The sequence below is a fragment of the Azotobacter vinelandii CA genome (assembly GCF_000380335.1).
Lineage (GTDB): Bacteria > Pseudomonadota > Gammaproteobacteria > Pseudomonadales > Pseudomonadaceae > Azotobacter > Azotobacter vinelandii.
Genome location: NC_021149.1, coordinates 3,870,699 through 3,896,797, shown reverse-complemented (window position 1 = coordinate 3,896,797; position 26,099 = coordinate 3,870,699). Strand labels below are relative to the sequence as shown.

25 protein-coding genes are annotated in these 26,099 nt (G+C 66.7%); 11 read left to right on the top strand and 14 right to left on the bottom strand.

Annotated features, from left to right (window positions below; genetic code table 11):
* Positions 1–31 precede the first annotated feature (31 nt).
* Positions 32–2,452: a phosphoketolase family protein gene (locus AVCA_RS17510; RefSeq protein ID WP_012702368.1), complete on the top strand. Its 2,421-nt coding sequence runs from the start codon at positions 32–34 to the stop codon at positions 2,450–2,452.
* 21 nt (positions 2,453–2,473) lie between these two features.
* Here the strand turns inward: AVCA_RS17510 and AVCA_RS17505 are convergent, their stop codons facing one another.
* Complete coding sequence (locus tag AVCA_RS17505; RefSeq protein ID WP_012702367.1) at positions 2,474–2,872, bottom strand: quorum-sensing-regulated virulence factor family protein; 399 nt, start codon at positions 2,870–2,872, stop codon at positions 2,474–2,476.
* A 204-nt stretch (positions 2,873–3,076) separates the two neighbouring features.
* Here AVCA_RS17505 and AVCA_RS17500 point away from each other — a divergent pair, with 204 nt between their 5' ends.
* Both AVCA_RS17500 and erdR read left to right on the top strand, forming a co-directional pair.
* Positions 3,077–3,787, top strand: coding sequence for a tRNA-uridine aminocarboxypropyltransferase (locus tag AVCA_RS17500; RefSeq protein WP_041807370.1), 711 nt, complete (start codon positions 3,077–3,079; stop codon positions 3,785–3,787).
* Positions 3,788–3,977: 190 nt separating this feature from the next.
* A complete protein-coding gene (gene erdR / locus AVCA_RS17495) occupies positions 3,978–4,625 on the top strand; it encodes a response regulator transcription factor ErdR (protein WP_012702365.1) in 648 nt (215 codons plus the stop codon).
* A 29-nt stretch (positions 4,626–4,654) separates the two neighbouring features.
* On the opposite strand, the gene AVCA_RS17490 is transcribed toward erdR, so the two are convergent.
* Positions 4,655–5,581, bottom strand: a complete 927-nt coding sequence (locus AVCA_RS17490; RefSeq protein ID WP_012702364.1) for a LysR family transcriptional regulator — start codon at positions 5,579–5,581, stop codon at positions 4,655–4,657.
* 112 nt (positions 5,582–5,693) lie between these two features.
* Here AVCA_RS17490 and fpr point away from each other — a divergent pair, with 112 nt between their 5' ends.
* A complete protein-coding gene (fpr, locus tag AVCA_RS17485) occupies positions 5,694–6,470 on the top strand; it encodes a ferredoxin-NADP reductase (RefSeq protein ID WP_012702363.1) in 777 nt (258 codons plus the stop codon).
* A 58-nt stretch (positions 6,471–6,528) separates the two neighbouring features.
* Here fpr and tsaA read toward each other — a convergent pair whose 3' ends face one another.
* The 3 genes from tsaA to AVCA_RS17470 form a co-directional block, all read right to left on the bottom strand.
* A complete protein-coding gene (gene tsaA, locus AVCA_RS17480) occupies positions 6,529–7,221 on the bottom strand; it encodes a tRNA (N6-threonylcarbamoyladenosine(37)-N6)-methyltransferase TrmO (protein WP_175555870.1) in 693 nt (230 codons plus the stop codon).
* A 59-nt stretch (positions 7,222–7,280) separates the two neighbouring features.
* On the bottom strand, positions 7,281–7,499 hold the full coding sequence (locus AVCA_RS17475) for a hypothetical protein (RefSeq protein ID WP_373860954.1): 219 nt from the start codon (positions 7,497–7,499) through the stop codon (positions 7,281–7,283).
* Between the two features lie 168 nt (positions 7,500–7,667).
* Positions 7,668–9,185, bottom strand: coding sequence for a fumarate hydratase (locus AVCA_RS17470; protein WP_041807368.1), 1,518 nt, complete (start codon positions 9,183–9,185; stop codon positions 7,668–7,670).
* 185 nt (positions 9,186–9,370) lie between these two features.
* Here AVCA_RS17470 and AVCA_RS17465 point away from each other — a divergent pair, with 185 nt between their 5' ends.
* Entirely contained in the window at positions 9,371–10,516 is a 1,146-nt protein-coding gene (locus AVCA_RS17465) for a GGDEF domain-containing protein (protein WP_012702359.1), read from the top strand.
* Positions 10,517–10,547: 31 nt separating this feature from the next.
* Here AVCA_RS17465 and pyk read toward each other — a convergent pair whose 3' ends face one another.
* Entirely contained in the window at positions 10,548–11,999 is a 1,452-nt protein-coding gene (pyk, locus tag AVCA_RS17460; RefSeq protein ID WP_012702358.1) for a pyruvate kinase, read from the bottom strand.
* A 54-nt stretch (positions 12,000–12,053) separates the two neighbouring features.
* Complete coding sequence (locus AVCA_RS17455; protein ID WP_012702357.1) at positions 12,054–12,986, bottom strand: universal stress protein; 933 nt, start codon at positions 12,984–12,986, stop codon at positions 12,054–12,056.
* A gap of 201 nt (positions 12,987–13,187) precedes the next feature.
* Between AVCA_RS17455 and AVCA_RS17450 the strand changes: the two genes are divergently transcribed.
* Positions 13,188–13,547, top strand: a complete 360-nt coding sequence (locus tag AVCA_RS17450; RefSeq protein ID WP_012702356.1) for a PilZ domain-containing protein — start codon at positions 13,188–13,190, stop codon at positions 13,545–13,547.
* 7 nt (positions 13,548–13,554) lie between these two features.
* Here the strand turns inward: AVCA_RS17450 and AVCA_RS17445 are convergent, their stop codons facing one another.
* The 6 genes from AVCA_RS17445 to AVCA_RS17420 are packed head-to-tail and all read right to left on the bottom strand — an operon-like array spanning position 13,555 to position 20,196.
* A complete protein-coding gene (locus tag AVCA_RS17445; RefSeq protein WP_012702355.1) occupies positions 13,555–14,889 on the bottom strand; it encodes a DUF58 domain-containing protein in 1,335 nt (444 codons plus the stop codon).
* Positions 14,886–15,872 (bottom strand): AAA family ATPase, encoded by a 987-nt coding sequence (locus AVCA_RS17440; protein ID WP_012702354.1) that lies wholly within the window; start codon positions 15,870–15,872, stop codon positions 14,886–14,888. The genes AVCA_RS17445 and AVCA_RS17440 overlap by 4 nt, the downstream gene beginning before the upstream one ends.
* Positions 15,869–17,014, bottom strand: a complete 1,146-nt coding sequence (locus AVCA_RS17435) for a DUF4350 domain-containing protein (protein WP_012702353.1) — start codon at positions 17,012–17,014, stop codon at positions 15,869–15,871. The genes AVCA_RS17440 and AVCA_RS17435 overlap by 4 nt, the downstream gene beginning before the upstream one ends.
* Positions 17,011–18,507 (bottom strand): DUF4129 domain-containing protein, encoded by a 1,497-nt coding sequence (locus tag AVCA_RS17430; RefSeq protein ID WP_236616254.1) that lies wholly within the window; start codon positions 18,505–18,507, stop codon positions 17,011–17,013. Before AVCA_RS17430 ends, AVCA_RS17435 begins: the two co-directional genes overlap by 4 nt.
* Positions 18,494–19,471: a stage II sporulation protein M gene (locus AVCA_RS17425; RefSeq protein WP_012702351.1), complete on the bottom strand. Its 978-nt coding sequence runs from the start codon at positions 19,469–19,471 to the stop codon at positions 18,494–18,496. The genes AVCA_RS17430 and AVCA_RS17425 overlap by 14 nt, the downstream gene beginning before the upstream one ends.
* Positions 19,468–20,196: an RDD family protein gene (locus AVCA_RS17420; protein ID WP_012702350.1), complete on the bottom strand. Its 729-nt coding sequence runs from the start codon at positions 20,194–20,196 to the stop codon at positions 19,468–19,470. Before AVCA_RS17420 ends, AVCA_RS17425 begins: the two co-directional genes overlap by 4 nt.
* 118 nt (positions 20,197–20,314) lie before the next feature.
* Between AVCA_RS17420 and sbcB the strand changes: the two genes are divergently transcribed.
* Positions 20,315–21,745 carry an exodeoxyribonuclease I gene (sbcB, locus tag AVCA_RS17415; RefSeq protein ID WP_012702349.1) on the top strand — a complete coding sequence of 477 codons (1,431 nt, stop codon included), beginning with the start codon at positions 20,315–20,317 and terminating at the stop codon, positions 21,743–21,745.
* 66 nt (positions 21,746–21,811) lie between these two features.
* On the opposite strand, the gene mvaT is transcribed toward sbcB, so the two are convergent.
* On the bottom strand, positions 21,812–22,192 hold the full coding sequence (gene mvaT, locus AVCA_RS17410; RefSeq protein WP_012702348.1) for a histone-like nucleoid-structuring protein MvaT: 381 nt from the start codon (positions 22,190–22,192) through the stop codon (positions 21,812–21,814).
* Between the two features lie 520 nt (positions 22,193–22,712).
* Between mvaT and purU the strand changes: the two genes are divergently transcribed.
* From purU to pcaG, 4 genes are all read left to right on the top strand, one after another.
* The gene (gene purU, locus AVCA_RS17405; RefSeq protein WP_012702345.1) at positions 22,713–23,564 is read left to right on the top strand and encodes a formyltetrahydrofolate deformylase; all 852 of its coding nucleotides are present in this window, start codon (positions 22,713–22,715) and stop codon (positions 23,562–23,564) included.
* Positions 23,565–23,700: 136 nt separating this feature from the next.
* A complete protein-coding gene (pcaQ, locus tag AVCA_RS17400; protein ID WP_012702344.1) occupies positions 23,701–24,633 on the top strand; it encodes a pca operon transcription factor PcaQ in 933 nt (310 codons plus the stop codon).
* Positions 24,634–24,758: 125 nt separating this feature from the next.
* A complete protein-coding gene (gene pcaH / locus AVCA_RS17395; protein ID WP_012702343.1) occupies positions 24,759–25,478 on the top strand; it encodes a protocatechuate 3,4-dioxygenase subunit beta in 720 nt (239 codons plus the stop codon).
* Positions 25,479–25,491: 13 nt separating this feature from the next.
* Positions 25,492–26,097 (top strand): protocatechuate 3,4-dioxygenase subunit alpha, encoded by a 606-nt coding sequence (pcaG, locus tag AVCA_RS17390; RefSeq protein ID WP_012702342.1) that lies wholly within the window; start codon positions 25,492–25,494, stop codon positions 26,095–26,097.
* The last annotated feature ends 2 nt before the right edge of the window (positions 26,098–26,099 follow it).

Here is a 26,099-nt window from a genome sequence, read left to right as displayed (position 1 = left end):
CTGCAAATGGATATTCATGACGGAGCCCGCAATGCCCCAGATTCTCCCGCCCCTCGCCGAGCTGGACGAGCACGCCCGGGTCGAGCCTTCCTTCGCCCGGTGGCGCCAGGGTTTCGGCCCCCTGCGGCATGCCGACGAAACCCAGGCCGGGGTGTTCCGCCTGGCTCACCAACTGGTCCAGGCCGGTCGGCAGCCCGATGTGGCCAGCGTCTATCGCCTGTTGCATGCGCTCGACCGCCTGGCCTGCGCAGGGCTCTGGCTGGTGGTGCACATGACTTATGCCCGGCGTGTGCGTCTGGATGGTGCGCCGCTCGCGGCCGAGGACTTCAAGGTCGATCCGCAGGGGCATACCGGCGGCGCGCTGAATATGGTGCCGGCCTATGCCGGCTATCTCGCCCTGAATCTCCTGAGCGGCGAGAACCGTGGCTGGCTGATGGGCCAGGGGCACTGCGTGGCGGCCATCGATGCGCTCAACCTGCTGACCGGCAATCAGTTGCCCGAGCAGGCCCGCGCCTATCCCTGCGACGAGGCCGGCATGACCCGCTTGGTGCAGGATTTCTACGGTTACCGGCAGGCTGCCGACGGTCGTCCGGCCGCACCGCTGGGCAGTCATGTCAACGCTCATACCGCCGGTGGGATCGCCGAAGGCGGCTATCTGGGCTTCGCCGAACTGCAGTATGCGCATCTGCCCTTGCCCGGAGAGACCCTGGTGGCCTTCCTCTCCGACGGGGCTGCCGAGGAGCAGCGTGGCAGCGACTGGATGCCGCGCTGGTGGCGCGCCGAGGACTGTGGCGCGGCGCTGCCGGTGATGATCGCCAACGGCCGGCGCATCGAGCAGCGCACCGAGCTGGGCAGCCACGAGGGGCTGGAGGGCTTCCGCCAGCACCTGCGCCGCTGCGGCTTCGATCCGATCGGCTTCGATGGACGCGACCCGGCGGCCTTCGTCTGCACCCTCTGGGAAATGCAGCAGCGCCTGGGGCGGCGGGTGGAGGAGCTGGAGCGGGGCATCCTGCGCTATCCGCTGCCGATTCCCTATGGCATCGCCGAGACGGTCAAGGGATTCGGCTTCTACGGGGCCGGCAGCAATGCCGCGCACAATCTGCCGCTGCCGGGCTGTCCACAGCGCGATGCCGATTCGCGGGCGCTGTTCAACCGTCACGCAACGGCGCTGTGGGTGTCGCCACAGGAGCTTTCGGCTGCCTGTGCATTGTTCAGCGCCGCCCGCCAGGGCCGTCCGCTGCCGCGCGACAACCCGCTGGCCGTGCGCCACCCGCCGGTACCGGCGCTTCCCGCGCTGCGTTACTGCGCGCCGGGCGAGCGGATATCGCCAATGCTGGCGCTGGACCGCTTCTTCGTCGACCTGGTGCAGGCCAATCCGGAGCTGCGTCCGCGGGTCGGCAATCCGGACGAGCTGGCCAGCAACCGCCTCGGGGGCGTGCTCAAGGCGCTCAGGCACCGTGTCTGTCAGCCCGAGAGCGAACTCGAGGCACTGGATGGCAAGGTCATCACCGCGTTGAACGAGGAAGCGGTGGTGTCCGCCTGTCTGGGCAACCAGGGCGGGCTCAACCTGGTGGCCAGCTACGAGGCGTTCTGCGTGAAGATGCTCGGCGCGGTGCGGCAGTGCCTGATCTTCGCCCGCCAGCAGAAGGAGGTCGGCCGCCCGGCCGGCTGGCTGGGCTGGCCGCTGGTGGCCACCTCGCACACCTGGGAAAACGGCAAGAATCAGCAATCGCACCAGGACACCACCTTCAGCGAGGCGCTGCTCGGCGAGATGGGCGACATGCTGCGGGTGCTCTTCCCGGCCGACCACAACAGCCTGCTCGCCCTGCTGCCGTCCCTCTACGAGGCGCGCGGACAACTGGCCTGCCTGGTCGTGCCCAAGCGCGACCGCCCTGTGCTGTTCGACCGCTCGCAGGCCGAGCAACTGGCCCGCGAGGGGGCGTTGATCGTCGAGGAGCTGGCCGGAAACGAGCCGCTGCTGCTTATCGCCAACGGTAGCTACCAACTGGCGGAGATGCGTCGCGCGGCCGGGCGCCTGGAGGCGGCCGGCCAGGCCTACCGGCTGGTCTATCTGCAGGAGCCGGGGCGCTTCCGCGCGCCGCGCGATCGCTGGGAGGCGGCGGCGCTGGCCGATGCCGGGCTGGTCGCCCGGCTGTTCCCGGACAGCCACGCGCGTCGCGTGCTGCTGACCCACATGCGGCCGGAGGTCGTCCGCGGCCATCTCTGGCCGATCCTGCCGGACGCGCGCCGGACGCTGGCGCTCGGCTACCGCAATGCCGGCGGTACCCTGGACGAGGCCGGCATGCTGTTCGCCAACCGCGCCAGTTGGGTCCATGTCCTGGAAGCCTGCGCCACGCTGCTGGAGGTGTCTGTCACCACGCTGCTCGACCGGGAGGAGGCCGAGATCCTCGCCGGTCGCGGCGACCCGGCGCAACTGCGTGCGGATGCCTGAGGCGGCGCCGGCTGCGCTTATTTACAGGTTGCAGTCGGCGGCGCGATAGCGCTCGGTGGTCACCGGGCGGTTGCTCTGGTATTCGCTGAACTGGTAGCGCAGCACCGCGCCTTGGGCGAGCAACTGACGAAAGCCCCGGTTGCTGCACACGCTGCCGAGCAACTGGTTGCGCACGGCGTCGGGATGGGCGCGCATCTGCTGGGCATGCGAAGTGCGCACGCTGAGGTGGTTGATCAACTCGTTACCTTCCACCGTATAGCCTTGGTCGAGGATGTCTTCGTTGATCGCGCGCGGGGTGCCTATGCTGCTTTCCTTGGCCACTTTCTCCAGCATCCTGGTCAGCTCGTAATCCTTCAGGGACGCGGCCAGGGCGGTTGCCGGCAAAAGGAGGCAGAGGGTAAGGGCAGTCGGTCGCAACATGGAAATCTCCTGAGTGGGGCGCCGGCGATCCGGGCCGATATTCGGCAGTCAAGGCGTCGCATTATAGGTGCGTCTGCCATGTGGACAACGCCGGTTTCCCGTTCGCCGGGCTGGGTTTGTCCGGGGCCTCTGCTAGACTGCCGCCCCCGCTTTTTGCCCGTATCGACGATCGTGACCCTTTCCCGCGACTTCTGCGCCATTCCCATGAGCCATGCCGTGTCCCGCCTGCGCGAGGAGCGCCTGGCGCGCAGTCTGAAGCCCTTCCTGGCGCGCGGTTCACGAACGCCGCGCTGCCCGGCCTGTCGGGTGCCCGTCAGCCATTGCTTATGCGCCTGGCGTCCGCGGATCGAGGCCGAGTCCGGCGTCTGCCTGCTGATGCACGACATCGAACCCTTGAAGCCGACCAATACCGGTTGGCTGATCGCCGATGTAGTGGCCGATACCAGCGCCTTCGGCTGGTCGCGTACCGCAGTGGATGCGCGTCTGCTGGCGCTGCTCGACGATCCGCGATGGCAGCCCTGCGTGGTATTCCCCGGCGAATACGCGGCGCCGCCGCGGGTCGTCAACGAAGTGCGCCGGGAGACGGGACGGCGGCCGTTGTTCATCCTCCTCGACGCTACCTGGACCGAGGCGCGCAAGATGTTCCGCAAGAGTCCCTATCTCGACGATCTGCCGGTGCTCGGCCTGCAGCCGGAGCAACTGTCGCGCTACCGCCTGCGTCGCTCGAAGCGCGACGACCACCTGTGCACGGCGGAGGTGGCCGCGCTCTGCCTCGAATTGGCTGGCGACCGTCGTGCCGGCGAGGCGTTGGACGCCTACCTGGATGTGTTCACCGATCATTACCTGGCGGCCAAGCGGGGCCGGCCCGTGGATTTCGACGACGAGGTCCATCGGCGCTTGCAGGCTTTTCTCTGAAACTGCCTGGGGTCATGAAAACCAGATACGGGACAAGCGAAGCACCCCGTCCATCTCGAAAAGGGCGTAAACTGCGGTTTTCCGCCTGAATGACCAGCCGCCCGTTCCGCGGGTGTGGAGCCGCTGGCCAGGTTGTCCTGCCCCGGCTCGCGTTGCATCAGGTCTTCACGACAAGAAACGGGATCCGCCAATGCTTTCTTATGAAATCCTGATCGCCGACGACCACCCGCTATTCCGTAGCGCCTTGCAGCAGGCGCTGACCCTGGGGCTGGGCCCCGTGGTACGGCTGGTGGAGGCGGACAGCATCGCCGCGCTGGAGGTCCGCCTGGAGGAAAAGGCGGACTGGGATCTGGTTCTGCTCGATCTCAACATGCCCGGCGCCCATGGCTTTTCCGGGTTGGTCCTGCTGCGCGGGCAGTATCCGCAGATTCCGGTGGTGATGATCTCCGCCCAGGAGGACGCCGCCGTGGTGGCGCGGGCTCGCGAATTCGGCGCGTCCGGGTTCATTCCCAAATCCAGTCCCCTGGAAACCCTGCAGCAAGCGGTGCGCGCGGTGCTCGACGGCGACGAGTGGTGGCCGCCGCAGATCCAGGAAACGGCCAGCGTCTCCGCCGAGGCGAAGGCCGCCAGTGCCGGCCTGGCCAGCCTGACGCCCCAGCAGTTCCGGGTACTGAGCATGGTCTGCGACGGTTTGCTGAACAAGCAGATCGCTTATGAGCTGAATGTCTCCGAGGCGACCGTCAAGGCCCATGTGACGGCGATCTTCCGCAAGCTCGGGGTGCGTACCCGTACCCAGGCGGCTCTGCTGCTGCAACAGCTGGAGTCGCTGCCGGCCTGATCGGACGCCCTTACTGCAGTCGCCGTTCGTCAGGCGATCGGCGGCAGGACGATCTCGTCGCTGCGCCGTACGCCGGCGGTCAGCGCCCGGCATTGTTCGAGAAACTCGCGCATGGCTGCGGTATGCAGCTTCTGCTTGTGCCAGAGGAAGCAGAACTGCCGCTTCAGATCCAATTGCGGCGTTTCCACCGGCACCAGACTTCCGCGGCGGAAGGCATCGCGCAGGGCCAGGCGGGAGATGCAACCGATCCCCAGGCTGGACTCGACCGCGCGTTTGATCGCCTCGGTATGCTCCAGTTCCAGGCGGATGTTCAGCATCGGCCGATGATGACGCATGGCCTGATCGAAGGTCAGGCGCGTGCCCGAGCCCTGCTCGCGAAGGATCCAGGCCTCCCCGGCGAGTTCGTCCAGAGTCGCCCGGCCATGCCGCGCCAAGGGGTGTTGCGGGGCGCAGAACACCACCAGCTCGTCTTCCACCCAGGGTTGCAGTTCCACGTCGGGATGCTGGCAGTTGCCTTCGATCAGGCCGAGATCCAGTTCGTGGTTGACCACTTGCTGGACGATATGCGCGGTGTTCTGCACGTGCAGCCGGACCCGCGATTCCGGATGACGCTGCATGAAGGCGCCGATCAGCAGGGTCGCCAGGTAGTTGCCCACGGTCAGCGTGGCGCCCACGGCCAGCGAGCCGAAGCCTTCCTTTCCGTCGAGCAGATTCTCGATTTCCCGCGCCTGGTTGAGCAGCGCCACCGCCTGGGGCAGCAGTTGCCGGCCCAGGGCGTTGAGCTTCAGGCGCTTGCCGACGCGATCGAAGAGCTGGCAGTCCGATTGGCGCTCGAGTTCGGTCAGCGAGGTGCTGGCCGCGGACTGGGAGAGGGAGAGGGATTCGGCCGCGCGGGTGACACTTTCCAGACGGGCCACGGCGGCGAATACCTCAAGCTGGCGCAGAGTGAATCGCATATCTATATAACTGATTATCCATATCGCGATAATTTACTTAACAGATAGTTTGCCGGCTCCTAGAATGCACGACAACCATACCGCCAGGCAGCACCGTCCGAAGGAGCACCGAATGAGCAATCTGAACGTAGAGCGTGTCCTCAGTGTTCATCACTGGAACGATACCCTGTTCAGTTTCAAGACCACCCGCAACCCCAGCCTGCGTTTCGAAAACGGCCAATTCGTGATGATCGGTCTGGAGGTCGATGGACGTCCCCTGATGCGGGCCTACAGCATTGCCAGCCCGAATTACGAGGAACATCTGGAGTTCTTCAGCATCAAGGTACAGAACGGTCCGCTCACTTCGCGCCTGCAACACCTGAAGGAGGGCGACGAACTGATGGTCAGCCGCAAGCCCACCGGCACCCTGGTGACCAGCGACCTGCTGCCCGGCAAGCATCTTTACATGCTCAGCACCGGTACCGGACTCGCGCCTTTCATGAGCCTGATCCAGGACCCGGAGGTCTACGAGCGCTTCGAGAAGGTGGTGCTGATCCATGGTGTGCGTCAGGTCAACGAACTGGCCTATCAGCAGTTCATCACCGAGCACCTGCCGCAGAGCGAGTATTTCGGTGAGGCGGTCAAGGAAAAGCTGATCTACTACCCGACGGTCACCCGCGAGTCCTTCCACAACCAGGGACGTCTCACCGACCTGATGCGCAGCGGCAAGCTGTTCGAGGATATCGGTCTGCCGCCGATCAACCCGCAGGACGATCGCGCGATGATCTGCGGCAGCCCGAGCATGCTCGACGAGAGTTGCGAAGTGCTGGACGGATTCGGCCTGAAGATCTCTCCGCGCATGGGCGAGCCGGGCGACTATCTGATCGAGCGCGCCTTCGTCGAAAAATAAGCGCGCCTCCCTCTCGCGAAGCCCGGCCTGTCCGGGCTTCTTCGCTTTCGGCGGCGGCTCAGGCCGGCAGCACTTCCAGCACGCGGATTCGTCCCGGCCGCGGGTAGTGCCAGCGCACTTCCACGTCCCAGAAGCGCACGCCGTAGCGGCGCGAAGGTTCCGGTACCTGATAGGCGGGGCGTGGGTCCTGGGCCAGGCACTGTCCGATCAACTCGACCAGCGGCTCGCCGAGACGAGCGGCATGCGCCTGTGCCTGCAGCCGTGCCGGTTCGCTCCAGTCGACGGGAATCGCCAGCGGCGGCGTCTCGGCAATGGCGTTGTGGGCTTGCGGAAGGCAGTCGGCATAGGGAACGTAGGGCTTGACGTCGAGCACCGGCGTGCCGTCCAGCAGGTCGATGCCGGACAGCCACAGGCGTCCGGCATCGACCTTGTCCAGGCGGACCACCGACTGGCCGATGCCGTTCGGCCGGTGGGTCGAGCGAGTGGCGAACACGCCGAGCGAGCGGTTGCCGCCCAGGCGGGGAGGGCGGACCTTGAGGCGTGGCTTTTCCTCCAGGGCCTGGTGGAAGAGAAACAGTAGCCAGACATGACTGACCTGCTCGAGTCCCTCGACGGCCTGCCCCTGATCGAAGGGCGGCAGTAGCTCCAGCACGCCGCGGGCGGCCGGCGCCAGTTGCGGCTGGCGCGGAATGGTGAACTTTTCCTTGAAGCAGGAGCGCAGGTAGCCGATCGGCGAAACGAGATGGGACATGATGGCCGGTAGGTGCGAGCGAGGCGCCATGGTAGCGCATTCCACGGGCGGTTATCCCGTCAGTGGGGACTTCCGGCCTTGTGCGGATCGTTCTTGCGCAGGCCGCGGACGTTCATCGGCGCCAGGCAGAGTTGCAGGACGATCAGGGCCCAGGCATGGGCATGCCAGCCCCAGAGGCTCCACAGGACATTACTGAGCAGAAAGCACCAGAAACCGATGGTGCGTCTGCGCAGATTCAGCGAACCGATCAGCCAGGCCGCCGCCACGGTGGCGACCATCGCCGGCCACTGGATGAGATCGAGCCAGCCCACTGTGACAGCCCTCCCGACATGCCAGCCGGCCGGGAAGAAAGCAGGCCGGAGGCTTCTACCATTGAGAGCCTCCGGGCACAGCCGACGTTCTGCGAGCGCCCGACGCGATGCGGCGGGCGTTGCTGCAGCAGGGATTTACTTCAGTTGCACCAGTTCGGCGATCTTCTGCTTCCAGACCGCCGGGCCGGTGATGTGCACCGACTCGCCCTTGGTGTCCACGGCCACGGTGACCGGCATGTCCTGCACTTCGAACTCGTAGATGGCTTCCATGCCGAGTTCTTCGAACGCTAGCACCTTGGATTTCTTGATCGCCTGGGCGACCAGGTAGGCGGCGCCGCCGACGGCCATCAGGTACACGGCCTTGTTGTCCTTGATGGCCTCGATGGCGATCGGACCGCGCTCGGACTTGCCGATCATGCCCAGCAGACCGGTCTGTTCGAGGATCTGGCGGGTGAACTTGTCCATGCGGGTGGCCGTGGTCGGACCGGCCGGGCCGACCACCTCGTCGCGTACCGGATCGACCGGGCCGACGTAGTAGATGAAGCGACCTTTCAGGTCCACCGGCAGCTTCTGGCCGGCGTTCAGCATATCGACCATGCGCTTGTGCGCGGCGTCGCGGCCGGTCAGCATCTTGCCGTTGAGCAGCAGGGTGTCGCCCGGTTTCCAGCTCTGCACTTCTTCCGGGGTGACGGTGTCGAGGTTGACGCGGCGGGCGCTCGGGCCGGCTTCCCAGACGATTTCCGGATAGGCGTCCAGGCTCGGCACTTCCAGATTGGCCGGGCCGGAGCCGTCGAGCACGAAGTGGGCGTGACGGGTGGCGGCGCAGTTGGGGATCATGCACACCGGCAGCGAGGCGGCATGGGTCGGATAGTCCTTGATCTTCACGTCGAGGACGGTGGTCAGGCCGCCCAGGCCCTGGGCACCGATGCCCAACTGGTTGACCTTCTCGAACAACTCCAGACGCAGCTCCTCGACACGGTTCTGCGGGCCGCGGGCCTTCAACTCATGGATGTCGATCTCGTCCATCAGCGATTCCTTGGCCAGCAGCGCGGCCTTCTCGGCGGTACCGCCGATGCCGATGCCGAGCATGCCCGGCGGGCACCAGCCGGCGCCCATTTCCGGGACGGTCTTCAGGACCCAGTCGACGATGGAGTCGGAGGGATTGAGCATGCCCATCTTCGACTTGTTCTCGGAACCGCCGCCCTTGGCCGCGACTTCCACCTCCACCTTGTCGCCGGGGACGATGGAGTAGTGGATGACCGCCGGGGTGTTGTCCTTGGTGTTCTTGCGGCTACCGGCCGGATCGGCCAGGATCGAGGCGCGCAGGACGTTGTCCGGATTGTTGTAGGCGCGGCGCACGCCCTCGTTGATCATGTCGTCTACACTCATGGTGGCGCCGTCCCAGCGGACATCCATGCCGACCTTGACGAATACGGTGACGATGCCGGTGTCCTGGCAGATCGGGCGATGACCGGTAGCGCACATGCGGGAGTTGATCAGGATCTGGGCAATGGAGTCGCGGGCAGCCGGCGACTCTTCGCGCAGGTAGGCCTCGTGCATGGCCTGGATGAAGTCGACGGGATGGTAGTAGGAGATGAACTGCAAGGCGTCGGCGACGCTTTGTATCAGGTCATCTTGCTTGATCACGGTCATGCTGCGCTCCTTTATTGGGCAGGAACTTAGATGCGCCGAACCCGTGTCCGGTGCGGAAAATCGCCGCAGTATAACGTGCCCGGGATGACCGGGAGCAACCGCTTGGGCCAAAGGCGTATGACGGCTAGGCAGGCGCCTGGGCAGCCGGTAGAGTGTCCCATTGGTGTCGTCACGGGATGGACCCCATGAGCACTTCCTCCACGCGGCTGGAACCGCAGGCCCCGCAGCCTCTGTTGCTGCAGCGGTTCGTCATGGCGCAGGGAGTCTACGCTTCGCTGCTGTTGTTGCTGGCATTGGCGATGGCGACCGGCCATGCCAGGGTTCCGTTCACCGCGCTGGTGCTCGGCGGCATTTCCCTGGTGCTCAGCCAACTGGCGTTCTTCCTGCTCCTGCGCAGTGGTCGCAGCCAGCGTTTCCAGGACCCAGGGATGACCGAAGCGCAGGTGCTGGTCGCCCTGTTCTGGCAGACCGTGCTGCTTGGCTGCCTGGACGGCGGGGCTCGCGCCACCCTGATGGCATTCTATGTGCCGATCCTGCTGTTCGGTCTCTTCCAGCTGCATCCAGTCGCCTTCGGGCGCTGTGCGTTGCTCGCCTTCGTCGGCTTCGTCGCGCTCGAATGGGGAGAAGCGCTCTTTCTGCCGCAGGCCCGTGCCGAGCCGCCTTTCCTGCAGTTGGCGACCTTGTTCGTTCTGCTCTTCTGGCTCTGCCTGTTCGGCCGCCATGTCGAAGGGATGCGCCAGCGGCGCCAGGCTCCCACGGCGTACCAGGACGCCCGGCACGGTGCGCTGCGACAACCGGAGGATCAGGTTTCCACCGACGAACTGACCGGACTCTGCAACCGGCGGCAGTTCCTGCGCCTGGCGCAGCGCGATCTGCTCCACCTGCCGGCCCATGCCCAGTACGGCCTGGCCCTGATCGATCTGGACCATTTCAAGCGCATCAACGACCGCTACGGGCATGCGGCGGGGGACCGGGTCCTGCAGACCTTCGCGACGCTGGCGCAGGCCTGCCTGCGCGATAGCGACGTACTGGCCCGCTATGGGGGCGAGGAGTTCGTGCTGCTGCTGCCCAACGTCAATCTGGATCAGATTTCGGTCTGCTGCGAGCGGCTGCGCGAGGCTTTCGCCAGCGCCGAACCCCTGGGGCTGTCGCTGGGAGGGCTCAGCCTGTCGATCGGCATGACCCGCCTGCAGCGTGGCGACGATCTGGACCTCGCCCTGCAGCGTGCCGAACAGGCTCTCCAGCGAGCCAAGCACAACGGCCGGAATCGTTGCGAGGCGAGCTGGGAGCCGAGCGACGCCCGTACCGATCGCCGCTCGGCCTCCTCCTGAGGATGCTGGCCGCCCCGAGGCGGCCAGCCACTCAGATCAGCGGCTCGCCCACGTGGAGGATCTTCATGCCGTTGGTGCCGCCGGTGGTGTTGTAGCTGTCGCCCTTGGTGAGAATCACCCAGTCGCCCGGCTCGACCACGCCGCGCTTGAGCAGTTCGTCCACCGCCGCCTGGCTGAGCTTTTCCGGCGCCACGGCCGCCGGGTCGAAGGGCACCGTGTAGACGCCGCGGAACAGCGCCGCGCGCGCCTGGGTCTCGCGGTGCGGCGAGAAGGCGAAGATCGGCACCGAGGAGCGGATACGCGACATGATCAGCGGCGTGTAGCCGCTTTCGGTGAGGCTGATGATCGCCTTCACGCCGGGAAAGTGGTTGGCCGTGTACATGGCTGCCAGGGCGATGCTCTCGTCGCAGCGCTTGAAGGTCTGGCCGAGCCGATGGCTGGAGCGGGTGCTGGTCGGCTGGCGCTCCGCGCCCAGGCAGATGCGCGCCATGGCCTGCACCGCTTCCACCGGGTATTCGCCGGCGGCGCTTTCCGCCGAGAGCATCACCGCGTCGGTGTTGTCGAGTACCGCGTTGGCCACGTCCGAAACCTCCGCGCGGGTCGGCATCGGACTGTGGATCATCGACTCCATCATCTGGGTCGCGGTGATCACCGCCTTGTTGTAGCGGCGGGCATGCAGAATGATCTTCTTCTGGATGCCGACCAGTTCCGCATCGCCGATTTCCACGCCGAGATCGCCGCGGGCCACCATCACCGCATCGCTGGCGCGGATCAGGCCGTCGAGGGCCGCGTCGTCGGCCACCGCCTCGGCGCGTTCGATCTTGGCCACCAGCCAGGCCCTGCCGCCGGCCTCGTCGCGCAGGCGCCGGGCCAGCTCCATGTCGGCGGCGTCGCGGGGGAAGGATACCGCCAGGTAGTCCAGCTCCAGTTCCGCGGCCAGCTTGATGTCCTGCTTGTCCTTGGCGGTCAGGGCCGGCGCGGTGAGTCCGCCGCCGCGACGGTTGATGCCCTTGTGGTCGGACAGCGGGCCGCCGATCAGCACCTTGCAGTGCAGTTCGTCGGCGGTCTTCTCGAGGACCTGCATGACCACCCGGCCGTCGTCGAGCAGCAGTTCGTCGCCGACGTTGCAATCCTTCACCAGATCCGGATAGTCGATGCCGACCACTTCCTGGGTGCCCGCCTCGCGCGGATGGGTGACGGAGAAGCGGAAATGGTCGCCGACGGCCAGTTCGATGCGCTTGTCGACGAATTTGGCGATGCGGATCTTCGGTCCCTGCAGGTCGCCGAGCAGGGCGACGAAGCGCCCGTGCTTGGCGGCCAGCTCGCGGACCAGATGGGCGCGGGCACGGTGTTCGTCCGCGCTGCCGTGGGAGAAGTTGAGGCGGGCGACATCGATCCCGGCGAGGACCAACTGCTCGAGTCGTTCGGGCGAACTGCTGGCAGGACCGAGGGTTGCGACGATTTTGGTGCGGCGAAACGTCATGCGAAACTCCTTGTGGGACGCTGGCGCCGAGGCTACTACGTCAGGGGACTGTAGTCATTGACGGGCCGCACTACTTTCCCAGGGTTGCGGCTTGAGGATCAGAAGGTCGCACTCCAGGGCCTCCAGCACCCGCTCGGCGGTATTGCCGATCAGGGCGTTGTCCAGGTGACCGCGCGCGATGGCGCCCATCAGCAGCAGGTCGATCTGCCGGTCGCGCACGAAGCGGGGAATCACCTCTTCCGGATAACCCTGTTCCAGATGGCGATGGCTGGCGGGAATGGCATAGGGGGCGAGCAACCGTTCGAAGGCCTGGCGATGCTGCCGGTTGCCGCGTTCGACATAGGCGTCGTAGGTGGCGACCAGTTCGGCATCGAAGACCAGGCTGCGCGGCAGCGGCGCATGGCAATGCAGGTAGTGGGCGTCCATCCGCAGGCGCTCGCCCAGTTCGCGGGCGGTGGCGATCAGACGCTGGTCGAGCTGGGCCGGCTTGTCGGCGTCGTGTAGCGGATCGAGGGCGGCGCACAGGCGGCGGCCCTGCCACTGGCCGTGATGCGCCAGCCAGAGCGGCACCGGACAATGGCGCAGCAACTGCCAGCAGGTGTTGCCCAGCAGCAGGCGCCGGAGCAGACCGTGGTTGCGGGTGGCGGCCTTGAACACCAGATCCGGCTTCAACTCCTCGATCCGGCCGAGGATCGTCCTGTGCAACGGCCTGCCCCAGCGCACCTCGGTCCGTACCTGCAGACCCTCGGCGCGCAGCGGCGCGGCCAGCTCTTCGAGCCGCGCCTGGCGGTGGGCGAGCAGCGCGCTGCGCGCCTGTTCGTGTTGCCGCTCGTCGAACAGCAGGCTGCCGTCCAGGTTCTGCTCGAACTCGCAGGCCAGCAGCTCCAGAGCCGCGCCGCCATGACGGGCCAGCCAGACGGCCCGCTCCAGGGCCGGCTGGGGTTCCTGGGCGGGATCGATCACGACGAGCAACTGGCGCAGGTTCATCTTTGTCTCCTTGGCTCTTGGATACCGCGGCGCACCCGGGTGGCGGCCGGGATTCCGATCCGTAACAGACTAACTCAAGCGGGATGCTCCGTGCCGGGAGCATAAAAGCGAAACGGCTGGTCTGATTCCGTTAATGGGACACTGGTCCCTGACCGGCCTTGGGGTCATACTCGGAACTCGAACTAGCGGTTTGTCATAATCATGCCTACTCAACGCCGCATCGAACGTCATCAACTGCCTTACTATCTCAAGGTGTTCAATCGGATCACCGACAAGCCCATGGGTTATATCGGCAACATTTCCCGGGAGGGTCTGATGCTGATCAGCCCATGGCCGATGCTGGTGCTCGCCGAATTCGATATGCGCCTGAAGATTCCGGGACGCGATGGTCAGCAGCAATACATAGACTTTTCCGCCACCTGCCGCTGGACCCGCGAGGACGTGACGCCGGGCAGCTTCGACTCGGGCTTCGAATTGACCGATCCGCCCGCCGGATATCTCGAACTGGTCGAGGTTCTGCGCCAGTACTTCACCTTCCATCCCAACGCCGCATCGGCCTGATGCGACCCTAGAGCACGCCGGCGCGCTTCCAGGCCAGGTAGCGGCCGACCAGTTCGGGGCCCAGTTCGGCGGGGCGTGCGTCGAGCAACGGGATGCCCGCCGCCGCCAGGCGTCGGTGCAGGCCGTCGCGGGCGTTCAGGTAATCGATCGTGCCGCAGTAGGCCAGGGCGTCCGCATGGCTTTCCACCGGCGCATGGCTCAGCCGGTCGAGCACCTCCTCGCGCAGGCTGGCGACCAGCACCCGATGGCGCCGGGTCAGGCGGCGGATTGCTGCCGGCAGCTCGCCGTCGTCCTCGTCGCGCAGGTTGCTGAGGATCACCACCAGGGCGCGGCGTCGCTGGCGCTGCAGCAGCAGGTTCGCCGCGGCGGCGAAGTCCGCCGGGCGGCGGGTGGGCTGCAGGTCGTGGACGGCATTGAGCAGGGCATGCAGCTGGACGTCGCCCTTGGCCGGGGCCAGATAGCGCTCCTGCTCGCCGGCGAGGGTCGCCAGTCCCACCGCATCGCCCTGGCGCAAGGCCACGTAGGCGAGCAGCAGGCAGGCATCCAGGGCATGGTCGAAGTGGGCGAGTTCGCCGTCCCGGCTGCGCATGTGCCGGCCGCAGTCGAGCAGGAAGAGGATCTGCTGGTCGCGCTCGTCACGGTACTCGCGAACGATGGGGGTGTGCTTGCGCGCCGTCGCCTTCCAGTCGATCTGCCGCAGGGTGTCGCCGTCGCGGAATTCGCGCAACTGGTGGAAGGACTGGCCGAGGCCGCGACGTGGCAATTGTCGCACGCCGAGACGGCCGAGCCAGGTGTCCAGCGCCATCAGCCGGGCCCGGTAGAGGCGGGTGAAGTCCGGGTAGACGCGGGTTTCGCCAGGCAGTTCCAGGCGACGCCGTCCCTGCCAGAGGCCGAGCGGGCTGGGTAGGGTGATCTCGCACCACCGGAAGCGGAAATGTCCGCGTTCGAGGGGGCGGAGCCGGTAGCCGCATTCGGCGTCTTCGCCGGGGCGCAGCTTCAGGCGCAGTGGTAGCGGCTCGCCGTCCATGCCGGCGGGCAGGTGATCGAAGATTTCCACGGACAGCGCCAGCCGGTAGTCGTGCTCCAGGCTCAGGCGTACCTCGCTCCAGCGCCCCTGCGGCAGATGGCCCGGCAGGCGTCGTTCGAGGCGTGGCGAAGGGCGCCAGTGCAGCCAGGCGGCGTCGAGCGCGGCGAGCAGCAGCAGGGCGAGCAGCGCTCCCCACCAGAGGCTCGCGAAGTCCGACGCCCCTTCGCTACCGTACAGGGCAGAGTGGATGCCGAGCGGCAGGGCGGCGAGGAACAGGATGCCGAACAGGGCGAGGAGCCGACGCGCGGGCTTCATGGCCGCGGTGCCGCGACCTGGTCGAGCAGCTGCTCGAGCACCCGGTCCACCGACAAGCCTTCGATGTCGAGCTCCGGCGCCAGGCACACGCGGTGGCGCAGCACGGCCGGGGCGCAGTCCTTGATGTCGTCGGGGGTCACGAAGTCGCCGCCGCGCAGCAGGGCCCGGGCCCGGCCGCAGCGCACCAGATCGATCGAGGCGCGCGGCCCGGCCCCCAGAGTCAGGCCGGGCCAGTCGCGGGTACGGCGCACCAGGCGCACGGCATAGTCGAGCACCTGCTCGTCGAGCGGCAGTTCGCTGGCCAGCCCCTGCAGCGCCAGCACGTCGGCGGCCTGCAGCAGGGGACGCAGCGTGGCGACCTCGAGCATGTCGGCGCGGGGCGAACGGGCGACCTGGCGAACCAGGGCCAACTCGTCGTCGGCCTCCGGGTAGTCCATGCGCAGCTTGAGCATGAAACGGTCCAGCTCGGCCTCCGGTAGCGGATAGGTGCCTTCCTGCTCGATCGGGTTCTGCGTGGCGAGCACCAGGAACGGCTGCGGAACCGGCAGGGCGCGGCCTTCCAGGGTCACCTGGCGTTCCTGCATGACCTCCAGCAGGGCCGCCTGGGTCTTGGCCGGGGCGCGGTTGATCTCGTCGGCGAGCAAGAGATGAGTGAACACCGGTCCCTTGCGCAGCTTGAACTGCTCGCTGGCCAGGTCGTACACCGCGTGCCCGGTGATATCGCTGGGCATCAGGTCGGGGGTGAACTGGATGCGTCCGAAATCGCCGCCGAAACAGCGGGCCAGAGCGCGCACCAGCAAGGTCTTGCCGAGTCCGGGGACGCCCTCGACGAGAATGTGGCCGTTGGCGATCAGCGCGATCAGGATGTCGTCGATGGCCGCTTGCTGGCCGATCACCGCCTTGCACATTTCCGCGCGCAAGGCCTGGAGCAACTGGCCGGCCTGCTGGCGGGAAAGGGACGGGGGAGAGCTTGCATCGTTCATAGGGCGTTCCTGAGTCGTTGCAGGTCGGCGACCTGACGGGTGAAGTCGGCGGCCGGCAGCCTCTTGCCCGGCGTTTCCATGAGCCGGCGGACCTGTTCGGACGGCAGCCGGGCGAGTCGGGCCAGCGACTGCCATTGCGCGTCCTCGGACAGGTCGGCGAAGTGCGGGTTGCGCCGGGCGGCATGGCGCCGGATATCCTGCTGCAGGCCCTGCAGCAGGCTGGCCTGGCCACCGCGGCGGAGCAGGAAGTCGGCGCCGGCGCGCAGGTGTTCCTCCAGTTGCCGGCGCGCCGGCGCGGCGACCGGCAGCGCTGGCCCCTGGCGCAGGCCGGCGCGCCAGAGCAGGCAGCCGGCCAGCAGGACCAATGCCAGCAGGGCGGCGGGAAAATGGCGCAGCAGCAGGGTCGCCAGGCTGTCGCCGGCGACCCGATGGACCAGGGTGACCCGAGTGTCCCGGCACAGATACCAGAGCAGCCAGGCGTGGTCGTGATCGCCGATCCGTGCGTTTTCCCAGATCCAGTCGTCGCTCAGCACCGTGGCGCTGCCCTGCCCGTGGCGCACCTGCAGCAGGTGGGTGGCTGCGCCGCTGTTGGCCCAGGCGTAGGCGCGGTGGCGACTGTCGTAGAGGTGGAAGGTGGTGTCGAAGGCCAGATAGGCCGGCGTCTTCTCGTTCTGCAGGTAGAAGCGGGCCAGTTCTTTCCGCTGCCGGTCGTCATCGCGCGACTTGCCGACGGCCAGGTCCTCGCTCAGATATTGCTGGATGCCCAGTCCGTCGAGCAGCAGGTCGCCGCTGCGGCCGGCCTTCTCGTCCCACAGGCTCCCGGCGACGAATACCAGGTGGCCGCCGGCGGCGGTCCAGTCGAGCAGCCGCGCGGCCAGGCGCGGGGTCATGTGTTCGTGGCCACCGAGCAGCAGCAGGGTCTGCCGGCCGGGGGCCGCCAGGGTTTCCAGACCGCCGGCGCGCCGCACCTCGAGGCCCTGGCGGCGGAGGAAGAGTTCGGCGGCCAGATAGGGATTGGCGCGGGCCTGTACGGTCGGGCCGCGCTCGACGATTTCCCGATAGGGATGCAACTGGCCGAGCAGCCAGGTACCGAGCAGCGCCAGGGCCAGTCCGGCGGTGGCCAGGGAGAGGCGGCCCTTCATGCCGTGCTCCCGCCGCCGAACTGGGCCCGCCAGGCCGCCAGCAGGCCGTCCTTCTGGTCGGCCGGCGGTGGATGGCCGCCGTAGGCGAAATTCCGCCAGTGCCGGGTCAGGGTTTCGGCCAGGTGCTGCAGATCGTCCCTTTCCAGTCGGCGGACCCGACGCAGAATATCGCCTTCGGTGTCGGCTTCGTTCAGCGGCAGCCGGTAATCTTCGCGCAGACGTTCGAGCAGGCCGCGGTAGAGCAGGGCGAGCGCCTGTCCGGGGGCGTCGTTCCACAGCCGCTCTGCCTCCGCGGCGATGTCCGAGGGCGGTACCGGAGACGCGGGCCGAGGCGTGGATCGCCCGGGCGCCGCCGCCGGGGTGCGTCGGGTGCCTGGCGCGCGTCGTCCGGCGAAGGCGGCCAGCCAGTCGCGGTAGCGCCAGGCCAGCACCAGCGCACCGGCTCCCACGGCCAGCCAGAGAAGCGCTTCCAGTGTCCGGGCCAGCCGCTGGACGAGGTCGGCGGGCACGGCCGTTCGGGACCCTCCGTCCGTCGCCAGCGGCGGATCGCCGAGACGCCAGCGAATGATTTCTTCGCGCTGCCTGAAAGGCGGTTGCCCGAGCAGGGTACGGATATCCGCGCGGGCGGCCTGGCGGCCCAGCGGCGGGGATGCTTGCGGAACCGGCGGTTGAGCCAGGGCCGGACCGGGAAGCTGCGCCAGGAGCAGGCCGGCGGCGAGCAGCAGGACGCCGGCCACGCCGCCCAGGCGCCGGCGCAGGCGCTGGAAGGCCATTTCGAGGTCCCAGGCCTCGAGGTTCACGCGGCGATTCAGGTAGAGGCCGAAGCCACAAGCGACGTACAGCGGCTCCCAGACCATCAGCACCAGGGCATAGAGCCCGTTGGTCAGGTGCTCCAGCCACAGTCGCTCCCGCGGTGGGCCCTCCAGCAGGCGCAGCCAGTCGAATTCGATGCCTGCCTGCGGCGGCAGCAGCATATAAAGGAAGGCCAGCAGGCCGAGCCACAGGGCCAGCTCCAGATGCAGGCCGACCAGGGTCAGCCAGCCGGCGCCTCGCTTGCCGCGATTCGCCGCGAGCACGGCGCGGCGCTGCTGCAACTCCTTGCCGGTGAGTCCTTCGAGCAGCAGGACCGGCAGATCGAAGCTGCGGGTCGGGCTGAAGCGGCGCCGGGTCAGGCTGGTGAGCCACTCGGCGCGCAGCAGGCCGGGCAGGGCGCGCAGGCATTCGCCCAGGCGTGGTGTCTCGCCGAACAGGACGCGGGACAGGACGAACAGCGGCAGGCGTTCGCCGAGCGGTTTCAGCCACCAGAAGATCAGCAGGGCCCAGCCGGGGCTTTCCGGGAACAGCAGGCCGAGCAGGGCCAGCAACGGCAAGGCCGGCAGCGCCCAGGCGAGCATCAGCAGGCCGGCATGGCGTCGCGCCAGCAGCACGCCGAAGTCCATGGCCTCCCAATGGCTGCGCGGGCGAAGGACCGCGACGCTGTCACTCAGGCGCATGGCGAGGGCGTCCGGCCAGCAGGAAGTAGGCTGCCACCAGCAGCCAGAGCAGGATGCCGACCGTGTACTTGAGCGCCGCGCCGGGGAAGGTCATGGACGACCAGTAGGCCTCGACGAAGGCGGCGATCAGCAGCAGGAACAGCACCCCGGCGACCAGCCGCACGCTGCGCTCCGCGGCTTGGCGCAGGGCTTCGCTGCGGCGCAGGCGGCCGGGGGCGCACAGCGCCCAGCCGAGCTTGAGGCCGGCGGCGCCGGCGAGGGTGATGGCGGTCAGCTCGAAGGCACCGTGGCCGATCACGAAGGGCCAGAAAGTGCCGGTGTAGCCGATGTCGCTCAGATGACCGGCCACCGCGCCGATGGACAGGCCGTTGATCAGCAGGAAGAACAGGCTGCCGAGGCCGAACAGCAGGCCGCCGGCGAAGGTCTGGAAGGCGATGCCGAAGTTGTTCATGACGTAGTAACCGAACATCATCCAGTCGGCTGCGGAGCTGCGCTCGCCGAAGCGGCCGAGGCGGCTGGCGTCGGGATCGTACATGGCTTCCATCTGGGCCACTTGTCCGGGGTCGAGCAGGCTGTAGACCAGTTCCGGGAACAGATAGACCAGCAGCCCCATGCCGAGCAGGCAACCGTAGAACAGCAGGCTGGCGGCCAGCACCGGGCGCCACTCTTCGCGTACCAGGCGCGGAAAACCGCCGAGCAGGAAACCGAGGCAGCGTGCGCCCAGCGGATTGCGGTGCCGGTAGAACTGGCGATGGCCGCGCAGGGCCAGTTGTTGCAGTTGGTCGACCAGCCGGCTGCTGTAGCCGCGCTCCTCGGCCAGGGCCAGGTGGCGGCACAGGCGCCGGTAGGCGGCGGGGAAGTGGCGGCTGTCCGCCCCCGGCCTGCCGCGTTCGAGGGCGTCGAGCCGGCGGGCGAAGTCTTGCCATTCGGCCTGGTGGCGATGTTCGAACGAGTTCTGTTTCATGGCGGGCCCATGAGTTCGCGGGCGATGCCGAGGAGCCTGGCCTCGGCCTGCTCTTCCGGTACCCGCAGCGGCCCGGCGAGAATGCCCGCCAGCTCACGGCGGCGGCCGGCGGACAATCCGGCCTGGCGCTCGGCGAAGGCGAGCAGGGCGCGTCGCTCGTCCGCCTGCGGGGCGAAGGGCAGCGGCTGGGCATCGATCTCGGGCAGGGAAGGCCGTGGCTGAGGTCGTTCCCGGTAGATCACCAGGGTGCCGGCGGCCAAGTCGCCCAGGCGCTTGAAGGTCGGGTGGGCGAGGCAACTGAGGATGCCCAGGGTGTAGCCGAACGGCAGCAGGTCGACGACGCGCAGCAGGTTGCGGGTCAGCGAGGCGGCCCAGCCGACCGGGGTGCCGTCGTCGTGCACCACTTGCAGGCCGAGTAGTTGCTTGCCGGGCGTGCAGCCCTGGTTGAGCACCTCGAAGAGCACCATGTACCACCAGGTGACGAGAAAGAACAGCAGGCTGGCCAGGCCCATGCCCAACTCGCCGAACGGGCCGAGGGCCAGGAAGGCCAGCAGCAGGATCGTCCCGCGGATCGTCAGGTCGACGGCGAAGGCGAGGGCGCGCGGCACCAGGCCGGCCGGATGCAGCACGAGGTCGATGCCTTCCGGCGTTTCCACCAGGTGGCGGGTGTCCAGGAGCGGTTGCCGGAAGGTGTCGGCAGAGGGCTTGGCGAGAGGCGCGGGCATCGCTCTTCCGTGCTCGGGAAATCCCGATGCTAGCCAGCCTCCGGCCGCCAGGCAACCGCCCGGAGCCGTCCCGGGGCGGATGTTAGACTTGCGCCACTTCATCGACGGGAATTCTCCTGTGACTTCCAGCATCTTCTGGTACGACTACGAAACCACCGGTATCAATCCACGTTGCGACCGTCCCCTGCAGGTGGCGGGGATACGCACCGACGAAGCGCTCAACGAGATCGGCGCACCGCTGAACCTGTATTGCCGGCCGGCCGACGACATCCTGCCGCATCCGGCCGCCTGTCTGGTCACCGGCATCACTCCGCGACTGCTCGCCGAGCGCGGGCTGTGCGAAGCCGAGTTCGTGACCCGCCTGCATGCCGAACTGGCTCTTCCCGGCACCTGCACGGCGGGCTACAACAGTCTTCGCTTCGACGACGAGATCAGCCGTCATGCTCTCTATCGCAACTTCTTCGATCCTTATGCCCGCGAGTGGCAGGCCGGCAACAGCCGCTGGGACCTGATCGACCTGCTGCGTACCGCCTATGCTTTGCGCCCCGAGGGCATCCACTGGCCGCAGGAGGAGGGACGGGTTTCCCTGCGCCTGGAGCGGCTCACCGCGGCCAACGGGATCGAGCATGGCCAAGCCCACGACGCCCTGGCCGACGTGCGTGCGACCATCGCCCTGGCCCGGCTGCTGCGCGAGCGTCAGCCGAAGCTGTACGGCTACCTCTACCAGTTGCGCAGCAAGCAGCGGGTGCTGGACCAGATCAGGCTGCTGCGTCCTCTGGTGCACGTCTCCGGACGTTTCGCCGCCGAGCGCGGCTACCTGGCGGTGGTTCTGCCGCTGGCCTGGCATCCGTCCAATCGCAATGCCCTGATCGTCTGCGACTTGCAGGCCGATCCTTCGCCGTTGCTCGATCTCGACGCGGAAATTCTGCGTCGGCGTCTGTATATGCGTCGGGAAGAGCTGGCGGACAATGAGTCGCCGGTCCCCCTGAAACTTGTGCATATCAATCGTTGCCCGGTGTTGGCGCCCTTGTCGGTGTTGCGCGAAGAAGATATCGGTCGTCTACGGGTGGACATGGCAGAGTGCCAAAGGCGCGTGGAGTTGTTGTGCGCGGCACAGGGGCAGTGGCAGGAGAAACTGGCGCGGATTTATATGGGCGACGAATTCCCGGCCAGCGAAGACCCCGAGCAGCAATTGTATGGCGGATTCTTCGGGGAGCGGGACCGGCGTCTTTGCGAGCAAGTGCGCCGAGCCGAGCCGGAAAGTCTGGGCAGGCAAAACTGGGGATTCGACGATGAGCGTCTTCCCGAGTTGCTGTTCCGCTATCGGGCGCGCAATTTCCCGGAAACTTTGACGGCGGCCGAAGGGGAGTGTTGGCAGGAGTTCTGTCGGCGGCGTCTGAGTGATGCTGCCTGGGGAGCACCCTGCACATTGGGGGATTTCAATGTACAGCTGGAGCAACTGCTCGCGCAGGCCGACGAGGAACATCGACCGATACTTGTGGCTTGGCGCGAATATGCGCGGCAGTTGCTCGAGCGCTATGCCGTATGAGGCTGTTGGATTATTAAAGGAGCGCCGGCATCGCCGGCGTGTCTCCGATTCTCCGGCAATCTCCGATCAATCGAGCAGAGTGGCCCAGGCCTCGACGACATCGGCGCCGTACTGGGCTTTCCATTCCTTCAGGGTCTTGTGATTGCCCCCCTTGGTCTCGATGGTTTCGCCGGTATAGGGATTCTTGTATTGCTTGACCTTGCGGGCGCGCTTGACGGGCGCCGGTGCGGGCTTGGCGCCGCGGCCGCCGCGCACGGGCTTGGCATCCGGGTCGAGCAGGGCGTTGATGTCGCGCAGGGACTTTTGATATTCCCCCATCAGCTTGCGCAATTTGCCCTCGAACTCCAGTTCCTTCTGCAGTTTGTCATCCTGGGAAAGATTCTTCAGGCGTTCCTGAAGCTCCTTGATGGCCTCTTCGGTGGCACGGTATTCATTGATCAGGGACATTTTACTTACCTTGAACCCCGGAGGGGTGATTAGACGAGTTCTGGGACAATGATAGTCAGGCATTCCCGGCAAGTAAATATGCCGAAAAACTTTGTGTGCAACTTTAGTTGCCGCTTTTGTGGCAGCCCGCAAAATTCACGGCGGAAATAGACGGGGCGGGATTTATGGGTCGCTAATACTTGGCTGGAATCGTCCCGGAGGCGACTCCGCCATCGTGGCGGTTAATGGATTCGTCGGCATGGCCTCCATGTCGCATCTCGGAAACACCAGTTCGCGGCCGGCGACCGGCCAATAAAAGGTGTTTGGAGAAGAGTTCCGGTCCGTTCTGTTTGATGCGCTTCTTCAATCCGCAACAGCGCGGCGATATCCCTCGTTTATCCGCTCGTGCAGTGCAATCCGGCGGTTGCGCGAAGTGTCGCGGGCGCTTGTCGGGCGATTTCCCCTTCGTGCGCGGGTTACTGAAGTTTTTCGGTGCTGTGGCTAGAATGGTGCCTTCGCGAGTTCTGGAGTTGTTCCCATCATGCGTACATTTCGGCTGGTGATCGCTTGTCCCGACCGGGTTGGCATCGTCGCCAAGGTCAGTAACTTCCTGGCCACCTATAACGGCTGGATCACCGAGGCGAGTCACCATTCGGATACTCAGAGCGGCTGGTTCTTCATGCGTCACGAAATCCGCGCCGACTCCCTGCCGTTCGATCTCGAGGAGTTCCGCCGTGCCTTCGCGCCGATCGCCCGGGAGTTCTCCATGAAGTGGCGGGTCAGCGACTCGAGCGAACTCAAGCGCGTGGTGCTGATGGCCAGCCGCGAATCGCACTGCCTGGCCGATCTGCTGCATCGCTGGCACAGCGGCGAATTGCCCTGCGAGATTCCCTGCGTGATCTCCAACCATGACGAACTGCGCAGCATGGTCGAGTGGCACGGCATTCCTTATTGTCACGTGCCGGTCGATCCGCAGGACAAGGAACCGGCTTTCGCCGAGGTATCCCGGCTGATCCGGGAGCACGCCGCCGACACCGTGGTGCTGGCCCGCTACATGCAGATCCTGCCGCCGCAGTTGTGCCGGGAGTTCGCCATGCAGGTGATCAACATCCACCACAGCTTCCTGCCGTCCTTCGTCGGCGCCCGGCCCTATCACCAGGCCTCGCTGCGCGGCGTGAAGCTGATCGGCGCGACCTGCCACTACGTCACCGAGGAGCTGGACGCCGGTCCGATCATCGAACAGGACGTGGTGCGCATCAGCCATCGCGATAGCGTCGAGGACATGGTGCGCCTCGGCAAGGACGTGGAAAAGATGGTGCTCTCCCGCGGGTTGCGCTATCACCTGGAAGACCGGGTGCTGGTGCACGACAACCGCACGGTGGTGTTCGCCTGAGGCATCGGCGCCGACCCGCCGACGGCTGGCCGGCGGGCCGTGTCGACGAAGCGCTTGGCGGGATTGTCGGCCTGGCGGACAATTTCCCGCTCAGCCGACGGAGACGCCCTCCGCCGGGTCGATTCCGGGAGCGTTCATGCTCGTCGACAACCGTATCAAGTTCCGCCACCTGGTCAGCTTTCTCGAGGTGACCCGCCAGCGCAGCTTCGCCAAGGCGGCGGACGCCCTGGCGGTGTCCCAGCCGGCGATGTCCAAGACCCTCAAGGAACTGGAGGAGATCCTCGAGGCCCGGCTGTTCGAGCGCAGCAAGTCCGGCGTCTCCCTGACCCCGGCGGGAATCACTTTCCTGCGCTATGCCGGTCCTTGCGTGCAGGCCCTGCGCGATGGCGTCAATACCCTGCGCGGCGACAGCCAGGCCGGCGGGGTGGTGCGCGTCGGGGTGCTCTCGACGGTGGAGAGCCAGGTGGTGCCCGAGGTGGTGCTGCGTCTGCACCGCAAGCACCCGGCGCTGGTGATCAGCGTCCTCACCGGCCTCAGCGCCTACCTGCTCGCGCAATTGCGGGTCGGCGAACTGGAACTGGTGGTGGGACGGATGACCGACAGTCCGGAGATCCGCGGGCTGACCTTCGAGCACCTTTACAGCGAGTCGATGGCGCTGGTGGTGCGGCCCGGACATCCGTTGCTCGGCGCCGATCTCTCCAATCCGGCCCTGCTCGGCGACTATCCGCTGATCCTGCCGCTGGCCGGCACCACCATCCGCCAGTACGCCGAGAGCTTCTTCGTCCAGTGCGGCATTCCCCTGCCGGCGCAGCGCCTGGAAACCCTTTCGCCGGTGCTGAGCCGGCGCTATGCGCTATCCAGCGATGCGCTCTGGCTGGCGCCGCTGGATGCGGTGCGCCTGGACCTGCAGAGCGGCGAACTGGTCGAGCTGGCGCTGGGCATGCGCGAGGCGGGTGGTTCGATCGGCTTCTGCTGGAACTCGGCGCTGCCATTGCCGCTGGCCGCGCAATGGTTCTGCGATGAGCTGCGGGAGGTGGCCAGGGAGCTGAGCGGTGGCGCAGATACATAACTTCACGGTTATGTTTGTGAGTGTTCTTTTCAATTTTCATCGGACCGGGGCGGTGTGACACTTTGCCTCGCGTAGCCGCTTTGCGGTTCCAGCGACTCCACAATCCCAACAACAAGGAGCCTGAGATGTCCGAGCTCGATACCCGCCGTTTCGTCGCCCGCGATCGGAATTGGCAGCCGAAAGGTTATACCCCGGATTACAAGACCACCATCGCTCGCTCGCCGAGCCAGGCGCTGGTCAGCATCCCGCAGTCCCTCTCGGAAACCACCGGTCCCGACTTCAGCCATCTGAAGCTGGGCAAGTACGACAACGACCTGCTGCTCAACTTCAACCATGGCGGCCTGCCGGTCGGCGAGCGCGTCATCATGTGCGGCCGGGTGGTCGACCAGTACGGCAAGCCGGTTCCGCACACCTTGGTGGAAATGTGGCAGGCCAACGCCGGCGGCCGCTACCGCCACAAGAACGACAGCTACCTGGCGCCGCTGGACCCCAACTTCGGCGGGGTCGGCCGCACCCTGACCGACGCCGACGGCTACTACTACTTCCGCACCATCAAGCCGGGCCCCTACCCGTGGCGCAACGGCCCCAACGAGTGGCGCCCGTCGCACATCCACGTGTCCATCAGCGGCCCGTCGATCGCCACCAAGCTGATCACCCAGATGTACTTCGAGGGCGACCCGCTGTTTCCAAAGTGCCCGATCATCCGCGCCATCGCCAACCCGGCCGCCGCCGAGACCCTGATCGGCCGTCTGGACCTGAGCAGCAACGTGCCGATGGATTGCCTGGCGTACCGCTTCAATATCGTGCTGCGCGGCCAGCGCCAGACCCGTTTCGAGAACCAGTGAGAAGGAGCCGACCATGAATTACGAACTGCTGCCGGAAACCCCCTCGCAGACCGCCGGCCCCTACGTGCACATCGGCCTGGCCGGCGCCGCCGCCGGCAACCCGACCCGCGAGCAGGAAATCTGGAACGAGATGGCCAAGGACGATGCGCCGGGCGAGCACATCATCCTGATCGGCAAGGTCGTCGACGGCAACGGCCACCTGATCCGCGACTCCTACCTGGAGCTCTGGCAAGCCAACCACGAGGGCGTCTACGACACCGTCTATGACCTGGAAAAGTCGTTCAACGGTTTCGCCCGCACCGCGACCACCTTCGACGCCGGCGAGTGGACAGTGAAGACCGTCAAGCCGGGGGTGGTGAAGAACGCCGCCGGCAAGCCGATGGCGCCGCACATCAGCGTGTCGCTGTTCGCCCGCGGCATCAACATCCACCTGCAGACCCGCATCTACTTCGACGACGAGGTCGAGGCCAACGCCGCCGATCCGGTGCTGAACCTGATCGAGCAGCCGGAACGCCGCAAGACCCTGATCGCCAAGCGCTGCGAGGTGGACGGCAAGACCGCCTACCGCTTCGACATCCGCGTGCAGGGCGAAGGGGAAACGGTGTTCTTTGACTTCTGAGG

Coding starts and splice junctions, on each gene's coding strand:
- AVCA_RS17470 (WP_041807368.1), bottom strand. CDS start 9,185: ATGACCGTGATCAAGCAAGATGACCTGATACAAAGCGTCGCCGACGCC.
- pcaH (WP_012702343.1), top strand. CDS start 24,759: ATGTCCGAGCTCGATACCCGCCGTTTCGTCGCCCGCGATCGGAATTGG.
- AVCA_RS17455 (WP_012702357.1), bottom strand. CDS start 12,986: ATGAACCTGCGCCAGTTGCTCGTCGTGATCGATCCCGCCCAGGAACCC.
- fpr (WP_012702363.1), top strand. CDS start 5,694: ATGAGCAATCTGAACGTAGAGCGTGTCCTCAGTGTTCATCACTGGAAC.
- AVCA_RS17425 (WP_012702351.1), bottom strand. CDS start 19,471: ATGAAACAGAACTCGTTCGAACATCGCCACCAGGCCGAATGGCAAGAC.
- AVCA_RS17505 (WP_012702367.1), bottom strand. CDS start 2,872: ATGTTGCGACCGACTGCCCTTACCCTCTGCCTCCTTTTGCCGGCAACC.
- AVCA_RS17475 (WP_373860954.1), bottom strand. CDS start 7,499: ATGGTCGCCACCGTGGCGGCGGCCTGGCTGATCGGTTCGCTGAATCTG.
- AVCA_RS17450 (WP_012702356.1), top strand. CDS start 13,188: ATGCCTACTCAACGCCGCATCGAACGTCATCAACTGCCTTACTATCTC.
- AVCA_RS17510 (WP_012702368.1), top strand. CDS start 32: ATGCCCCAGATTCTCCCGCCCCTCGCCGAGCTGGACGAGCACGCCCGG.
- AVCA_RS17430 (WP_236616254.1), bottom strand. CDS start 18,507: ATGCGCCTGAGTGACAGCGTCGCGGTCCTTCGCCCGCGCAGCCATTGG.
- AVCA_RS17435 (WP_012702353.1), bottom strand. CDS start 17,014: ATGAAGGGCCGCCTCTCCCTGGCCACCGCCGGACTGGCCCTGGCGCTG.
- mvaT (WP_012702348.1), bottom strand. CDS start 22,192: ATGTCCCTGATCAATGAATACCGTGCCACCGAAGAGGCCATCAAGGAG.
- AVCA_RS17490 (WP_012702364.1), bottom strand. CDS start 5,581: ATGCGATTCACTCTGCGCCAGCTTGAGGTATTCGCCGCCGTGGCCCGT.
- AVCA_RS17465 (WP_012702359.1), top strand. CDS start 9,371: ATGAGCACTTCCTCCACGCGGCTGGAACCGCAGGCCCCGCAGCCTCTG.
- purU (WP_012702345.1), top strand. CDS start 22,713: ATGCGTACATTTCGGCTGGTGATCGCTTGTCCCGACCGGGTTGGCATC.
- AVCA_RS17500 (WP_041807370.1), top strand. CDS start 3,077: ATGAGCCATGCCGTGTCCCGCCTGCGCGAGGAGCGCCTGGCGCGCAGT.
- pcaQ (WP_012702344.1), top strand. CDS start 23,701: ATGCTCGTCGACAACCGTATCAAGTTCCGCCACCTGGTCAGCTTTCTC.
- AVCA_RS17445 (WP_012702355.1), bottom strand. CDS start 14,889: ATGAAGCCCGCGCGTCGGCTCCTCGCCCTGTTCGGCATCCTGTTCCTC.
- AVCA_RS17420 (WP_012702350.1), bottom strand. CDS start 20,196: ATGCCCGCGCCTCTCGCCAAGCCCTCTGCCGACACCTTCCGGCAACCG.
- tsaA (WP_175555870.1), bottom strand. CDS start 7,221: ATGTCCCATCTCGTTTCGCCGATCGGCTACCTGCGCTCCTGCTTCAAG.
- AVCA_RS17440 (WP_012702354.1), bottom strand. CDS start 15,872: ATGAACGATGCAAGCTCTCCCCCGTCCCTTTCCCGCCAGCAGGCCGGC.
- pcaG (WP_012702342.1), top strand. CDS start 25,492: ATGAATTACGAACTGCTGCCGGAAACCCCCTCGCAGACCGCCGGCCCC.
- pyk (WP_012702358.1), bottom strand. CDS start 11,999: ATGACGTTTCGCCGCACCAAAATCGTCGCAACCCTCGGTCCTGCCAGC.
- erdR (WP_012702365.1), top strand. CDS start 3,978: ATGCTTTCTTATGAAATCCTGATCGCCGACGACCACCCGCTATTCCGT.